10 protein-coding genes are annotated in these 15,921 nt (G+C 68.2%); 5 read left to right on the top strand and 5 right to left on the bottom strand.

The features are described 5' to 3' along the window. Window positions 1–19 precede the first annotated feature (19 nt). The 4 genes from BLT66_RS08685 to glnE all read right to left on the bottom strand — a co-directional run bounded on the left by BLT66_RS08685 (window position 20) and on the right by glnE (window position 6,191). A complete protein-coding gene (locus BLT66_RS08685; protein WP_092757294.1) occupies window positions 20–1,426 on the bottom strand; it encodes an efflux transporter outer membrane subunit in 1,407 nt (468 codons plus the stop codon). Further along, window positions 1,423–1,554 carry a hypothetical protein gene (locus tag BLT66_RS27115; RefSeq protein WP_255406843.1) on the bottom strand — a complete coding sequence of 44 codons (132 nt, stop codon included), beginning with the start codon at window positions 1,552–1,554 and terminating at the stop codon, window positions 1,423–1,425. Before BLT66_RS27115 ends, BLT66_RS08685 begins: the two co-directional genes overlap by 4 nt. Before the next feature lie 182 nt (window positions 1,555–1,736). Further along, window positions 1,737–3,314 (bottom strand): sensor domain-containing diguanylate cyclase, encoded by a 1,578-nt coding sequence (locus tag BLT66_RS08690; RefSeq protein ID WP_176955019.1) that lies wholly within the window; start codon window positions 3,312–3,314, stop codon window positions 1,737–1,739. 156 nt (window positions 3,315–3,470) lie between these two features. Next, a complete protein-coding gene (gene glnE, locus BLT66_RS08695) occupies window positions 3,471–6,191 on the bottom strand; it encodes a bifunctional [glutamate--ammonia ligase]-adenylyl-L-tyrosine phosphorylase/[glutamate--ammonia-ligase] adenylyltransferase (RefSeq protein ID WP_255406844.1) in 2,721 nt (906 codons plus the stop codon). A gap of 69 nt (window positions 6,192–6,260) precedes the next feature. On the opposite strand from glnE, the gene BLT66_RS08700 reads away from it, so the two are divergent. From BLT66_RS08700 to BLT66_RS08720, 5 genes are all read left to right on the top strand, one after another. Next, window positions 6,261–10,343, top strand: coding sequence for a YhdP family protein (locus BLT66_RS08700; protein ID WP_092757297.1), 4,083 nt, complete (start codon window positions 6,261–6,263; stop codon window positions 10,341–10,343). Continuing rightward, a complete protein-coding gene (locus BLT66_RS08705; protein ID WP_092757298.1) occupies window positions 10,340–11,155 on the top strand; it encodes a carbon-nitrogen hydrolase family protein in 816 nt (271 codons plus the stop codon). Before BLT66_RS08700 ends, BLT66_RS08705 begins: the two co-directional genes overlap by 4 nt. Window positions 11,156–11,166: 11 nt before the next feature. Continuing rightward, window positions 11,167–13,170: a two-component system sensor histidine kinase NtrB gene (locus BLT66_RS08710; protein ID WP_092757841.1), complete on the top strand. Its 2,004-nt coding sequence runs from the start codon at window positions 11,167–11,169 to the stop codon at window positions 13,168–13,170. A 78-nt stretch (window positions 13,171–13,248) separates the two neighbouring features. Then, entirely contained in the window at window positions 13,249–13,875 is a 627-nt protein-coding gene (locus BLT66_RS08715; protein WP_092757299.1) for a response regulator transcription factor, read from the top strand. 83 nt (window positions 13,876–13,958) lie between these two features. Further along, window positions 13,959–15,191, top strand: a complete 1,233-nt coding sequence (locus tag BLT66_RS08720) for a murein transglycosylase A (protein WP_092757300.1) — start codon at window positions 13,959–13,961, stop codon at window positions 15,189–15,191. A gap of 15 nt (window positions 15,192–15,206) precedes the next feature. Here the strand turns inward: BLT66_RS08720 and BLT66_RS08725 are convergent, their stop codons facing one another. Next, entirely contained in the window at window positions 15,207–15,815 is a 609-nt protein-coding gene (locus tag BLT66_RS08725; protein ID WP_092757301.1) for an outer membrane lipoprotein, read from the bottom strand. Window positions 15,816–15,921 lie beyond the last annotated feature (106 nt).

Consider the following 15,921-nt stretch of genomic DNA (forward strand, 5'->3'; position numbering starts at 1 on the left):
CGGAGTGTCCGTTAAATGTTTAGGGCAGGCTGGCGGTGCTGTCGGCGGGGCTGGTCCAGCCACCGCCGACGGCGCGGTACAGCGCCACCCAGGCCAGCAGGCGTTCGCGCTGCAGGGCAATCACATTGGTGTCGGCGGCCAGGGCGGTGCGGCGCGCGTCTTCCAGCTCGGGCAGGCTGGCCACGCCGGCCTGGTAGCGCGCCTGGGTGGCGGCAAACGAGGCCTGGTAGCCCTCGGCGGCGACCTGGGTGTCGGCCGCGCGGTCGGCGCTGCTGCGCAGGTTCACCAGGGCTTCCTCCACCTCGCGCACCGCCTGCCGCACCTTGCCGCGGTACACGGCCACGGCCTCGGTGTAGCGGGCCTGGGCGGCGTCCACATTGGCGCTGCGCTGGCCGCCGTCGAACAGCGGCAGCGACAACGCCAGCGGCCCAATCGACCAGGTGTTGAAGTTGTCGCTGACCCCGGCCGAGCGCACCTGCATGCCGCCGATGGCGCCGCTCAGGGTCAGCCGCGGGTAGCGCTGGCCCTGGGCGTTGCCCACGTCGAAGCTGGCGGCCGCCACATCGCGCTCGGCGCTGAAGATGTCGGGCCGCTGGGCCAGCGCCTGGGCGGGGATAGATGCTATGGAAAACAGAGCTATCTGCTCAGGTGGTATGGGCGCTGCAGCCAGTTTTTGTGCCAAATCGGCCTCGGGCAAGCCGGTCAGCGCGACCATGGCCTTCAGGTAGATGTCGCACTGGGTGAGCTGCTGCACCAGGCGGTTCTTGGCCTCGGCGGCGCTGGCGCGGGCCAGGGCGTCCACCGCCGGCGCGGTAAAGCCGGCGCGGGTGCTCAGGCCAGACAGGCGGGCGGTCTCCTGGCGCGACTGCGCGTCTTCGCCGGCCAGGCCGCGCAGCAGCGCGCAGGCGCGCACCGTCACGTACTGGCTGGCCACTTCGGCCGCCACCGCCACCCGGGCGTCATGCCACTGGGCTTGGGCGCCCTGCTGGCGGGCCTGGGCGGCGTTCAGCGCCGCGCGGTTGCTGCCGAACAGGTCGATCTCCCAGGCCGCCTGCAGCCCGGCTTGCGCGGTGGTGGCGATGGGCACATTGGGTTGCGACACGCCGCGGCTGGCGCTGGCGCTCGCATCCAGGCTGGGCAGCAGCGCGGCGCCTGCGCCTACCGCCGTGGCGCGGGCCTGGCCGATGCGCGACGCAGCCGAGGCCACCGAGGGGCTGACGCTCTGGGCTGCTTCTATCAACTGCACCAGCAGCGGGTCGTCCAACCGCTGCCACCAACTGGCCAGGTCGCCCAGCTGGCCCTGGTGCGGTAACGGGGCCTGCCACTGCGCGGGCGCCTGGGCCGGTGCGCTGGTCGGCGGCGCGGTGCTGGCGCAGGCGGACAGCCAGACGGCCGTGCCCACCAGGGTCCATCGGAGGTGTTTCATACGGATTTTTCCTTGCGCTTGCGCGGCGCTGCGGTGGCAGGGCTGCGGGGAGAGATCTCGGCACCGACCATGGCCAGCGCGTATTCGACCAGGGGGCAATTAGTGGGTTGGAGTGTACGGGTGTGCAATGCGCGTTGGGGCCGTGCTGCAGGGCCGGAGTTGGGGGTTATCGTAATGGCCTGCCGCCTTTGCCTGGTGGCAACGATCGGCGCTTTTCCCCCATTCGGGGGACGCTGGAACCAGTGCGCTATGGTGCCGGCGTTGGCGCCGCAGATCTGCGCAACTGCGTATCCATTTGTGTCGTTTTATGTCAGCCGCTTTGCTGCGCGGGTAGGTCAGGGTAGCGGCGGTGGCATACGCGGTTGCGCCCGCTGCGCTTGGCGCTGTACAGCGCTTCGTCGGCCTGCAGCAGCAGCGCGCTGGCCTCGCCGCGGTGGTCCGAGCCCCAGGTGGCGATGCCGATGCTGGCGGTAACCAGCGGGTCGGTCGGCGAGTGGTCGTGGGCGATGGCCAGGCCGTGCAGCGCCAGGCGTAGCTTGTCGGCCAGGGCGATGGCGCCGGCGGCATCGGTCTCGGGCAGCAGCAGGGCGAACTCCTCGCCGCCGATGCGCGCAGGCAAATCCTGCTGGCGGCAGAACTGCTGCAGCAAGCGGCCGATCTTTTGCAGCGCGATATCGCCCATGGGGTGGCCGTAGAGGTCGTTGTAGCGCTTGAAATGGTCGACATCCAGCAGCAGCAAGGACAGCGGCGCAGGGCGCCGCGCCAGGCGCACGAATTCGTAGGCCAGGCGCTCGTCAAACTGCCGGCGGTTGGCAATGCCGGTCAGCGCATCGGTGCTGGACAGGGTTTCCAGCGCCTCCACCTGCTCGCTGAGCACTTTCAGCAGCGCATTCACGCCCTGGGTCAGCGCGCCGATTTCATCCGGCCGGTCGTAGGCCAGCACGCTGTCCCAGCGCCGCGAAGCGGTCAGGGACGCCAGATCGGCATGCAGCCGGCGGATCGGCCGCACCAGCCACAGATGGACGGTCAGCAGCAGCACCAGGCCCGTCGCCAAGGCCACCACGGCCAGCTGCACGGCCACATCGCTGACGATGTGCTGGGCCTGTGCCGCCAGGTTCCGCTCCAGCCGCATGCGCACCCAGGCCAGGGGCCGGGCTTCCAGGTCCTGCAGCTGGTAGCGCAGCGTGATGCTGCTGGCGTCGTACTGCGCGGTCAGGCTGCGGTTGGCGAAATGCAGAAACTTCGGCAGCTCCCAGGTCAGCAGCGCGGGTGCGGCGGCCGCTGGTGGGCCGGTGTGGGGCTCGATGGAGAAGGCGGCACCGGCGTTCTGGGCGATGGCGGCCAGGGCACTGTCGTTCAGCTCGCGGGCCATCACCACCATGCCGACCGACGCACCCCGGCCATCGCTGTGGACGATGGGCGTCCAGCAGACGGACGCCAGCACTTTTTGCATGAAGGTGAGCCCGCACTGGGTGGATTGGGCGGGTACCGGCTTGCCGACCCAGCGGCGTTGCAGCGGCTCCAGGAGATCTTCCTGGCGCGGCATCAGGCCGTTGCCCAGTGCGCGGGCGCCAAAGCCGGCGGCCCGGCCCTTTCGGTCGATGAACAGAACGGCGTTCAGGTTCGATGTCGACATGGCGGGAGGGCCGATATTGCTGCTTTCAAACGCCTTGTTCGGGCGCAGCATGTGGCGGTACAGCTCGTCCCAGTAGGCCCAGTCGCGGTTCAGCACGCTCAGGCCGGACAGCTGTTCGTCGAAGCCGCTCAGCAGGCGTTTGGCGCTGTCTTGCGCGAAGCGCTTTTCGATGCTGTCGAAGGCTGGCAACAGGCTGTTTTTCATGACCAACAGCCCCAGACCGCCCATCAAACTAAATACCAGGGTGAACATGACCACGATCCGGGGGCCTATCCCCAGGGTCGCACGCGGGCCTTGCCTTAGCTGGCCCATGGCGGGAACGTAAGGGCAGTCATAGCGGTACAGCTTAGCGCCGGAACCGCGCAGCGGCAATGCGGGTAAAAATCCGCTGCCGCCGCCCACAACCCCCTAGTGGAAAACCGCCTTCCACAGCGCCAGTACGGCGTCGCGTTCCGCTTGCAGCAAGGGCGGCACGACCTGGGTGGGGGCCTCGTTCAGGCGCGCCTGGTGCTGTACCTTGCGCAGCGCACGGTAGGCTTTGGCGGCTGCTTCGCCCACGCCGGCCGGCAGCAGGCCGCAGAGCTCGGCGCGCTGCAGCAGTGCGATATTGCCCACGTTGTCTTGCAGCGCCGGGTGCTGTGCGGCATGGGCCAGCACCAGGAACTGCACCGCGAACTCGGCATCCACCATGGCGCCGTTGCTGTGCTTGACGTCGAAGTGGCCGCCGCGCACCGGGTGGGCGGAGCGGACCTTGTCGCGCATGGCGACGATCTCGGCCTTCAGGGCGGCGTGGTCGCGCGGCGCGGTGATCACGTTCTCGCGGATCGCATCAAAGCGCTGGTGCAGGTCGTTCGGCCCGAGCACGCAGCGGGCCCGGGTCATGGCCTGGTGTTCCCAGGTCCAGGCGACGTTGCTGCCGCGGCCTTCCTGGTAGCTGGCGTAGGCGTTCAAGGTGGTGACCAGCAGGCCCGAGTTGCCGTTCGGCCGCAGCGCGGTGTCGATCTCGAACAGGTCGCCTTCGGCGGTCTTGACGCTCAGCCAGTTGATCAGCTTGCGCACCAGGTTGGCATAGGCTTCGGGCGCGCGGTCGTCTTCGTCCTCGTAGACGAAGACGATGTCCAGGTCACTGCCGTAGCCGAGCTCTTTGCCGCCCAGCTTGCCGTAGCCGATGACGGCAAAGCGCGGTTCGTCCAGGTGGTGGTTCTTCAGGCGCTGCCAGCACCAGCGGGCGGTGACGCGCAGCACCACTTCGGCCAGGGCGCTCAAGTCGTCGGCCACCTGCTCGACGCTGATACGGCCTTCGACGTCGCGCGCCAGGGTGCGGAACAGCTCGGCATGGTGGGCGCGGCGCAGCAGATTCAGCAGGGTTTCGTCGTCGTCCTCTTGGGTGCGGGCCAGCGCGGTGCGGCGGGCTTCGAGTTCGGCTTCGAATTCGGCCGCAATAAAGCGCTCGGACAGCATGGTCTCGGCGGCCAGCTCATCGATCACACCCGGGTGCTGCAGCAGGTAGCGGGCCGGCCATTTGGCCGCGCCCAGCAGGCGCAGCAGGCGCTGGTGGATGGCCGGGCGCTCCAGCAGCAGGGCCAGGTAGCTTTCGCGGCGCAGCAGCGGCTCGATCCAGTCCATCCAGCGCAGCACGCCATCGAGGCTGGTCTGGCCTTCGCGCAGCCAGCCGGCAGTGCGCTGTACCAGGCGGGCCAGGCGGGCGCGCGAGACCTCGCGCAAAGCCAGCACGCGCGGGCTTTCGCTCCAGGCCAGCAGGCGTTCGCGCAGGGCCGGGTCGAGCTGCTCGGCCAGGCTGGCCAGGTCGGGGGCGCCACTGGCGTCGCCGACTGCCGGTTTGGCGCTCTTGCCGTTGCAGCCCTTGCATTCTTTTTTGCCGCCGAGCAGGGTGTCGAACTCTTGCGCCACGCGTTCGCGGTGGGTGTCCAGCGCGGTCAGGAACTCGCAGCAATCGGCGCAGCCCATGGTTTCGGCGATCCAGGCCAGATCGGCATCGACGGTGGGCAGCACATGGGTTTGCTGGTCGTCCAGGTACTGGATGCGGTGTTCGACCCGGCGCAAAAAGGTATAGGCCTCGGCCAGCGCATCGGCCGTGGCCTGCGACATCAGGCCGGCGCGGGCCAGGCGCTGCAGCGCGTCCAGCGTGGGGCGGGTGCGCAGTTCAGGGAACTGGCCGCCGCGCACCACCTGCAGCAGCTGCACGGTGAATTCGATCTCGCGGATGCCGCCGCGCGACAGCTTCACGTCGTTCGCGCGCTCGGGCCGGCCGGCGCTGCGCTTGGCCGCGTGTTCGCGGATCTGCTGGTGCAGGCTGCGCAGCGCATCGAACACGCCGTAGTCCAGGTAGCGGCGGAAAACGAACGGCAGCACCACGCCGCGCAGCGCACTGGCGTCGGTGATGCAGGCGCGCGGCGCCACCACCCGGCTTTTCAGCCAGGCAAAGCGTTCCCATTCGCGGCCTTGTACCTGCAGATAGTCTTCCAGCGCGTCCAGCGATACCGCCACCGGGCCGGAATTGCCATTGGGCCGCAGTGCCAGGTCGACCCGGAACACAAAGCCGTGCTCGGTGGTGTCGCCGACCAGGCTGTAGATGGTCTTGACCACCTTGCCAAAGTATTCGTGGTTGGAAATGCGGCCCCGGCCTTCGGCGGTGCCGGCGGTGTCGCCATCCTGGTTGTAGACATAGATCAGGTCAATGTCGCTGGACACGTTCAGCTCGCGCGCGCCCAGCTTGCCCATGCCCACCACCCACAGCTGGGCACGCTGGCCGTCGGTCGCCAGGGGGGCGCCGTGCTGGGCGTCCAGCGTCTGCTGGGCGTGCTCGCAGGCGGCGTCGAGGGCGATTTCGGCCAGTTCGGTGACGGCCCGGGTGATCACCTGCAGCGGCGCCTGTTCATCGCAGTCCAGCTGGACCAGGCGCTCCATCACCAGCTGGCGCAGGGTGCGCAGGGCGGCGCCGAGTTCCAGACCCTGGGACAGCAGGGTGGCCAGGGTGGATTCCATGCTGGCACGTACCGGCGCGCCTGCGGGCAGCAGATCGAGCTGGTCGGCATAGCGGCGGCGCAGGCGCTGCACAAAGCGTGAATGGAACGACAGGGCGGCAGGGGGAGTCTGGAGGTTTAACAAAACGTCACCGTAAAGCATTCAATGCCCGCTGGGGCGGGAGTCATAATTCCTGTTGCATCCATCTGTCCCATGACTGAATCCAAGCCCTTGCCCTCGCGTCTGCTCAAACTGGCTGCTACCGCAGCAACCTGGTCTCTTCGCGTGGTGCTGGCGGGCTGGCTGGTGCTCGCCATGGCTTGGGGGGCTTTGCACGGCTGGATTGTGCCGCGAATTGGCGAGTTTCGCCCGCAGCTGGAGAGAGAGGTCGGGCGGGCACTGGGCTTACCCGTGCGCATCGGCGCGATTTCTGCCGAATCGCTACACCTGATCCCCACCTTCGAGCTGCGCGATGTGGCTTTGCTCGACGCCCAGGGCCGCACCGCCTTGCAGCTGCCCAGGATCGTGGCGGCACTGTCGCCGGCCTCGCTGCTGAAGCTGGGCTTCGAGCAGCTGGTGATCGACCAACCCGAGCTGGACATCCGTCGCAGCGCCGACGGCAAGATCTTTATCGCCGGGCTGGACTTCTCGCAGACCGAAAAAAGCGACGGGCGCGCGGCCGACTGGCTATTTTCCCAAACCGAGCTGGTGGTGCGCGGCGGTACCGTGCGCTGGACCGACGAGCAGCGCGCCGCACCCACGCTGGCGCTCAGCGGGGTGGATTTTGTGATGCGCAACCGGGGGCTGCGGCACCACCTGCGCCTGGATGCTTCGCCGCCGGCCGAATGGGGCGAGCGCTTCAGCGTGCAGGCCCAGTTCCGCCAGCCCTTGCTCAGCACCCGGCGCGGCCGCTGGCAGGACTGGGATGGCCCTGCCTATGCCAGCCTGCCGCGGGTCGACATGGCCCAGCTGCGCCAGCATGCCGACCTGGGCTTTGATATCGGCCAGGGCGTGGGGGCTTTGCGGCTGTGGGCCGACATCCGCCACGGCAAGGTGCTGGCCAGCACGGCCGACGTGGCTTTGCAGGACATCCGCGTCACCCTGGCGCCCGAGCTGGAACCTTTGGCGCTGCAGTCCCTGCAAGGCCGGCTGGGCGTGAAGCCTTTGCCTGGCGGCATCGAGCTGTCGACCGAAGGCCTGCAGTTCACCACCGAAGCCGGCCTGCCCTGGTCGGGCGGCAATCTGTTTGTGCGCTCCCAGCCCGAAGGCGGCCAGCTGCGCGCCGACCGGCTGGACCTGGCCACGCTGTCGCGTATCGCCGGGCATCTGCCGCTGGGCGACGCGACCCACGCGGCCCTCGACACCTATGCGCCGCAAGGCCTGGTCGAGCAGGTGGATGCCAGCTGGCATGGCCCGCTGGAGGCGCCTACCCAGTACCAGGTGAAAGGCCGGGCCAGCGGGCTGGCGCTGGCTGCGGGCACGCTGGCAGAGGGCCGGCCCGGCGTGCGCGGTGCCACGCTGGAGTTCGACGCCAACCAGGCGGCCGGCAAAGCCACGCTGCGTATCGACAAAGGGGCGCTGGACCTGCCGGGCATCTTCGAGGAGCCGGTGGTACCGCTGGACCAGCTGTCTGCGTCGGTAAGCTGGCAGCACAGCGGCCAGGCCCTGGCGGTCAAGCTCAGCGATGTACGTTTTGCCAATGCCGATGCGGCCGGCGATCTGCAGCTGGCCTGGCGCACCAGCGATGCAGCGGTGTCGGCCAGCAAGTCGCGCTTCCCCGGTGTGCTGGATATGCAAGGCCAGCTGACGCGGGCAGACGGCACGCGGGTGCACCGCTATCTGCCGCTGGAGCTGGATGCCGAGGCACGCCACTACGTGCGCGACGCAGTGCGCGCGGGTTCGGCCAGCCGGGTCAAGTTCCGGGTCAAGGGCGATCTGTACGACTTTCCGTTCAACGTCAGCCGTCAGGGCGAATTCAAGGTCACGGCCGATGTGCAGAACGCCACCTACGCCTACGTGCCGCCCAGTCTGCGACCAGGCGAAGCCCTGCAGTGGCCGGCTTTGGAGCAGCTATCTGGCGAGCTGGTGATAGACCGTGCCTCGCTGCAGGTGAACCGGGCCACCGGCAAGCTCAGCGGTGCGGCGGGGTTCCAGATCACCCAGGCCCAGGCCTCGATTGCGGATCTGAACCGCTCGGTGGTGGTCTTCAACGGCCAGGCGCGCGGCCCAGTGAACGACATGCTGGGCCTGGTGGCGCGCTCGCCCCTGGCCTCCATGACATCGCATGCGCTGGACCAGGCGACCGGCAGCGGCGCGGCCGACCTGCGCTTGCGGCTGCAGCTGCCGATTGACGATATCGACCGCAGCAAGGTCCAGGGCAGTGTGACCCTGGCTGGTAACGACCTGGTGGTGGAGCCCGACACCTTGCCCATGGGCCGGGTCCGCGGCACGGTCAACTTCACCGAAACCGGCTTCACGCTGGCCGGCGTCCAGGCGCGGCTGCTGGGTGGCGATGCCAAGCTGGAGGGCGGTACCCGCCCGGTATTCGGGGCCACCAATCTGGGCGGCGATGCGCATGGCAGCCTGCTGTTCCGGGTCCAGGGCGTGGCCACGGCCGAAGGCCTGCGCCAGGCGCCGGTGCTGGGCCTGGTATCGCAGCTGGCGCGCCAGGCCACGGGCAGCGCGGCCTATTCGGCGGTGCTGGGCGTGCGCCAGGGGCTGCTGGAAACCAGCGTCACCAGCAGTCTGCAAGGCCTGGCCCTGGCGCTGCCGGCGCCTTTGAACAAGAGTGCCGAGGCCAGCCTGCCGCTGCGTTTCGAGAACACCTTGCTGCCGGCCACCCCAGGCCCGCAGCGCGACCGCCTGCTGCTGGAGCTCAAAGGCCTGGGCTCGGTCAGCTATGTGCGCGATGTGTCGGGCGCCGAGCCCCGGGTGCTGCGCGGCGCGATTGCGGTCGGCGTACCGCCGGCCGAAGCGGTACCGCTGCCCGAAGAAGGTGTCACCGCCAATGTGCAGCTGGGCGCGTTCAATGCCGATGCCTGGGATACGGCGCTGGCACAGGCGCCCGCAGCCCTGGGCGCGGCCAGCGTGGCGCCGGCCACCCATGTCGATGGCTACCTGCCCACCACCCTGGCGGTGCGCGCCAATACCCTGACGCTGGGCGGCCGCACCCTGCACCAGGTGGTGATGGGCGGCACCCGCGATGGCGCCAACTGGCGCGCCAATGTCAGCGCCCAGGAGCTGAATGGCTATGTGGAATACCGCCAGCCATCTGACGCCGGTTCCGGCCGGGTCTTCGCGCGGCTGGCCCGGTTGACGCTGGCGCCCAGCGCGGCGAGCGAGGTCGAAACCCTGCTGGACGAACCCTCCGAGACCGTGCCCGCGCTGGACATCGTGGTCGACGATCTGGAGCTCAAGGGCAAGAAGCTGGGTCGCGTCGAGATCGAGGCGGTGAACCGCGGCGTGCGCGAATGGCGGCTCAACAAGCTGACGATCACCAACCCCGAGGCCCAGCTCAGCGCTACCGGCAACTGGGTGTCGGTGGGGGCCCAGGCGGCGTTGGGCGGGCCGCGGCGTGAGACCAAGGCCGCACCGCGGCGTACCGTGCTGAACTTCAAGCTGGACATCGCCGATGCTGGCGGTCTGCTGACCCGCTTCGGCATGCCCGGTGTGATCCTGCGCGGCAAGGGGCCGATGGAGGGGCAGATCGCCTGGGTCGGGTCGCCGCTGGCGCTCGACTATTCGACGCTGTCGGGCCAGTTCAATCTGGGGGTGGAAAACGGCCAGTTCTTGAAGGCCGACCCCGGTCTGGCCAAGCTGCTTGGCGTGCTGAACCTGCAGGCCTTGCCGCGCCGGCTGGCGCTGGACTTCCGCGATGTGTTCAGCCAGGGTTTTGCCTTTGACTTCATCCGCGGCGACGTGCATATCGACCAGGGCAAGGCCGCGACCAACAACCTGCAGATGAAGGGTGTGAACGCCGCCGTGCTGATGGAGGGCAGTGCCGACATTGCGCGCGAAACCCAGGACCTGAAAGTGGTGGTGGTGCCCGAGATCAGCGCCGGAACGGCGGCGCTGGTGGCTACCGTCATCAACCCCGCGGTCGGCATAGGCACATTCTTGGCGCAGTGGTTTTTGCGCCGCCCCCTGACCGAGGCGGCCACCCAGGAGTTCCATATCGACGGCACCTGGGCCGACCCCAAGATCACCAAGGTGGCGCGCAAAGGCGTGCTGGGCCTGGAGCCCAAGGTCGAAGCCCAGGCACCGAACAGCAACCCAACCCTCGGAGCCACACCATGAAAGTCGCCGCCATCCAGATGGTCTCCAGCACCAGCCTGGCCAGCAACCTGGAGCGGGCTGCCGCGCTGCTGGCCGAGGCGGCGGCCTGGGGCGCCGAGCTGGTGGTGCTGCCCGAGTATTTTTGCCTGCTGGGCCAGCGCGATACCGACAAGCTGCAGATCCAGGAAGCTTTTGGCAGCGGCCCCATCCAGTACTTTCTGGCCGGCAGCGCGCGCCAGCTGGGCCTGTGGATTGTGGGCGGCACCCTGCCATTGACGGTTGGCGATGGCAGCCGGGTGCGCAACAGCAGCCTGGTGTTCGACCCTACGGGCGCCTGTGTGGCGCGCTACGACAAGATCCATTTGTTCCGCTTCGACAACGGGCAGGAGCGCTTTGACGAATCGCGGGTGCTGGAGCCCGGCACCGAGCCCGTGCTGTTCGAGCTGACCGCGCGCGACGGGCAGCGCTGGCGCATCGGCATGAGCGTCTGCTACGACCTGCGCTTTCCCGAGCTGTACCGCGGCTACGCCGCCCAGGGCGCGGACCTGCTGCTGGTGCCCAGCGCCTTTACCCACACCACCGGCCAGGCCCACTGGGAGCTGCTGCTGCGCACCCGGGCGGTGGAGAACCTGGCCTATGTGCTGGCCCCGGCCCAGGGTGGCCGGCACGAAAACGGTCGGCGCACCTGGGGCCACAGCCAGCTGGTCGACCCCTGGGGCGTGGTGCTGGCCGAGCATGCCGAAGGCGAGGCCGTGGTACGCGGCACCTTGGACGCCGCCCGGCTGGCCGTCTGCCGGGCCCAGCTGCCGGCGCTGCAACACCGCGTCTTGTGAAGCCGGTGCGGATGCTTTCGCAGGGCGGCCTGCTGCGCCTGTGGCAGCGCTGGTCGCTGTGGGGACTGATGCTGCTGCTGCTCGGGCTGGTGCTAGGCACCCTGGTCTGGCTGGCGGGCCGTTTTGAGGCCAGCCAGGTGCAGGACCATCTGGAGCGCGACACGGCGGCGGCGGTGGACGATGTGCGGCTGGGCCTGGCCCGCAATGTGCAAAGCCTGCAGGCGCTGCAGTACAACGACCCCACCCCCGGCTCCTGGACCGTCGACGCCATCGAATTTTTGCGCAACCACCGGGAGCTGCTGCGGGTCGAATGGCACCAACCGAATATGGCCTTGGTGGCCAAGGCGCACAGCCCGTTCCGGCCCCAGGCTTTCGAGTGGCAGGGCCAGGTACGGGCCGAACCCGACGCCCAGCTGGCCTGCACCCTGGCCAAGCGTGCCAATGGCCCGGCCTATTCGGGCAGTTATTTCCTGCCGCAGGTGACCGGGCTGGGGCTGGAGGTGCTGGAGCTGTGCATGCCGCTGATCAGCCATGGCGCGCTGAAGGGCTACTTGGTCGCCACCTATGCGCTGGGCGATGTGCTGGCCGACATGGTGGGCCGCCAGCTGACCCGCAGCCAGGAGGTGTCGTTCATCGAGCCCGACGGCACCCGCCTGGTGCTGCATGGCTCGGCCCGGCGCGGCACCCGCATGTTTACCGCGCAGCAGCTGGTCAACCTGCCGGGCAACACCATGGTCTTGCGCATGGACAGCTGGCACGGCGACCCCGGCGTGTACCCGAACCTGATGACGGCGCTGGTCACGCTGATGTCGATCGCCCTGGTATCGGTGACCGTGCTGCTGGTCAAGGACACCCGCTTGCGGCTTAGCGCCGAGCGCGACCTGGCGGATGCGCTGGCTTTTCGCAAAGCCATGGAGGACTCGCTGCTCACCGGCCTGCGCGCCCGCGACCTGGAGGGCCGCATCACCTATGTGAATCCGGCGTTTTGCCAGATGGTCGGGTTCAGCGCTGCCGAGCTGTCCGGCCACAGCATGCCGGCGCCCTACTGGCCGCCCGATCTGGCCGAGGAATACCAGCAGCGCCAGGACATTCGCCTGGCCGGCAACGCCCCGCCGCGCGAAGGCTTTACCTCGGTCTTCATGCGCAAGGACGGCGTGCGCTTCCCGGTGCTGGTGATCGAGGCTGCGCTGATCAATGCGCAGGGCCTGCAAACCGGCTGGATGAGCGCGGTGGTCGACATTACCGAGCAGCGCCGGGTGGAAGAGCTGTCGCGCACCAGCCAGGACCGGCTGCAGGCCACGGCCCGGCTGGCCACGGTGGGCGAAATGGCCTCGCTGCTCAGCCACGAGCTAAACCAGCCGCTGGCCGCGATCTCCAGCTACGCCACCGGCGCGCTGAACCTGATGCAGTTCGGCGAGCTCGAAGGTGCGGACCTGGACATGGCATTGCGCCGCATCGCCGAGCAGGCCGAGCGCGCTGGCAAGGTGATCAAGAGCGTGCACGACTTCGTGCGGCGCCGTGGCGACGCGCGCGAGATGGTTGCGCCCCAGGCGCTGCTGGACGCCATCATGCCGCTGGTGCAGCTACAGGCGCGCAAGCTGGGCGTGCAGGTGGTGACCCAGATGGCGCCAGAGCTGCCACCGGTGCTGTGCGACCGCACCATGGTTGAGCAGGTGCTGCTGAACCTGGCGCGCAACGCCATGCAGGCCATGGACCAGCCAGGCATTACCGAGCGCGTGCTGGTGCTGCGGGTGGCGGTGGCCGGGGCCAATTTCCGGGCTGCGCAGGCCACCGGCTGGCTGGAGTTTGTGGTGTCCGACCGCGGGCCGGGCATTCCGGCCGCGGTGGCCGAGCGCTTGTTCACCCCGTTCTTCACCACCAAGCTTGAGGGCATGGGCCTGGGCCTGAGCATGTGCCGCACGGTGGTCGAACAGCACGGCGGATTTTTGGGCTTTGAAGCCAACTATCCGCAAGGCACGGTGTTCCGGTTTACGCTGCCGACGGGGGGCGCTTGAAGCACCCCCTGGCTGGCGCAGCCGGTTCCATGGCATCCTTGGGCGTGGCTGTAAAACTGAATGGAATGTGAGACCGTGATGCAACCTGTACAAGACGCCACCGTATTCATCGTGGACGACGACGCCAGCGTGCGCGACGCGCTGTCCTGGCTGTTGCGCTCGCGCCGGCTGTTCAGCGAGGGTTTTGTCAGCGCCGAGGCCTTCGACGCGATGCTGGACGGCGGCTTCACGCCGCGCCAGGCCTGCTGCCTGTTGCTGGATGTGCGCATGCCCGGCATGAGCGGGCTGGCGCTGTTCGACAAGCTGGTGGCCCAGGGCCTGCACCTGGAAATGCCGGTGATCTTTTTGAGCGGCCATGCCGATGTGCCGACCGCGGTCGATGCGGTCAAGCGCGGGGCCTTCGATTTCTGCGAAAAACCCTTTTCCGACAACCTGCTGGTCGACCGCATCGAGCATGCGCTGGCCCAGTCGGCGCAGAGCCTGCAGGCCCGCGACACCCGTTTGCGGCTGCAGTCGCTGCTGGCCGAGCTGACCGAGCGCGAGCGCGATGTGATGCGCCTGGTAGTGCAAGGCCTGCCGAACAAGCTGATTGCCGACCAGCTGGACATCAGCGTGCGCACGGTGGAGGTGCACCGCGGCCGGGTATTCGACAAGATGGAAGTGAAGTCGGCCGTAGAATTGGCCAACTTGCTACAGAAAATGTAGCTGCTTGCGCAGGTGATACCTACGGCGGGGGCGTTTTTTCTTCAGATTTTTGAACGATTTCGCCGTTCTTGCGACCAGAGAACATGGTCCACCAGACAATCAGCACCAGCAATACCCCGGCCCCCAGCGCTTCCAGCAATAGCAACACCATGAACCGATCCCTCCCGTATGTCTTAGTAGCCGTGATTGTAGGAATCCTGGCCGGCTGTGCCACCCACGTGCCCGAGTACCCCGCACCCGAGGCGTCTCCCACGCCGACCCAGCCCAGCCCGACCGACCTGCCGCCGTATGTGGTCTCCGGTGACACCGGCCCGCTGCCCGGCCCCATCACCCAGGGCAAAAGCCGCTGGACCGCGGTGCGCTGGGCCGAGTTGCCCGGCTTCGGCCAGGACCCGTTGTTTGAAGCCTGGAACGCCTGGATCAAGAGCTGCGAACGCCCGGGCCCGGTCCACGCGCCGCTGTGCAAAGAGGTGCGCCGCCTCAGCATCGGCAGCGGCGACGAGCAACGCGCCTGGATGGTGTCGCGGCTGCAGCCCTACAAGGTCGAGCCGCTGCAAGGCAGTTCCGACGGCCTGCTGACCAGCTATTACGAGCCCATGCTGGACGCGACCCGCAATCCCACCAGCGCCTCCGCCGTGCCGCTGTACCGCCCGCCGGCCAACCTGGGCCAGCGCAAGCCCTGGTACACCCGGCAAGAGATGGAAACCCTGCCCGAAGCCAAGGCCCAGCTGGCCGGCCGGGCGATCGCCTGGCTGTCCGACCCGGTGGACGCGCTGGTGCTGCAGATCCAGGGTTCGGGCCGGCTGCGCATCACCGAGGCCGATGGCAGCCAGCGCCTGGTGCGCCTGGCCTATGCGGGCACCAACGACCAGCCGTACAAAAGCGTGGGCCGCTGGCTGCTCGACCAGGGCCTGATCCGCGACGCCACTTGGCCCGGCATCAAGGCCTGGATCGTGCAGAACCCGCAGCGGGTGAATGAACTGCTGTGGAGCAATCCGCGTACGGTGTTCTTCCGGGAAGAGGTTTTGTCGGAGCTGGATGCGGCGTTTGGCCCGCGCGGCGCGCAGGGCGTGCCTTTGACGCCGGGCCGCTCGATTGCGGTTGACCCCACCAGTATTCCGTACGGCACGCCGGTTTGGCTGGCCTCGCCCGGTCCGTTGGCGCAGCTGCAGAAGCTGGTGTTCGCCCAGGATACGGGCAGTGCCATCACCGGTGCGGTGCGGGCCGATTATTTCGCGGGCTGGGGCCCGGAAGCCGGCGAATTTGCCGGGCGGGTCAAGCAGCCGCTGAAGCTCTGGGTGCTGTGGCCCAAGTAAAAAAGCAGTAAGCGCTTAGCCGTTCAGGCGCACCACGCCGTTGCTGATCTTCACGCGGTCACCGGTGTTGACGCCGGCCAGATCGGCCTGGTGTACGGTGCGGGTGGAGCCGTCGTCGAGGCGCACCACGATCTCATAACTGCGCGTGGCCTTAACCTGGCCTTCGATGTGGTTGCCGGCGACTGCACCGCCAACGGCGCCCAGCACCGTCATCACGTCCTTGCCACGGCCACCGCCGACCTGGTGGCCGAGCACGCCGCCGAGTACGGCACCGCCGACTGCGCCGACGCCGCTGCCCTTGGCAGGCGTGCTGATTTCACGCATGGATTCCACCACGCCGCAGTCCAGGCAACGTGGCGCGGCAGCCACCACATGGCTGGGTTCGTTCACCACGGCAGGGCGTTTGACCGGGGCCGTGACGACCTTCTGCGGTGCCACGGGAGCGGCTTCCTTGACCGGTTCGGTTTGCGCCAGCTGGCTGGCTTCGGTATTGCGGGCGCTGGACGAAGGCAGCCAGCCCAGGATGGCGGCGGTGCCTACAGCGCACAGCAGAACGATGGCGGCGCAGGCCACGATGATCATCGGGTGGAGACCGGCGCGGGGAGTGGCTTGGGGCATGTTCATAAACAGATTCCGTAAATTGTTGTTCGGGCAGACTACCAGATCGGCAGTCCTGCGGAGGCATGTAGCCTGTACCTCCAACGCAGCGTTGTACCAACAAGTTGACATG

This window comes from Rhodoferax sp. OV413, from assembly GCF_900104385.1.
Lineage (GTDB): Bacteria > Pseudomonadota > Gammaproteobacteria > Burkholderiales > Burkholderiaceae_C > Rhodoferax_B.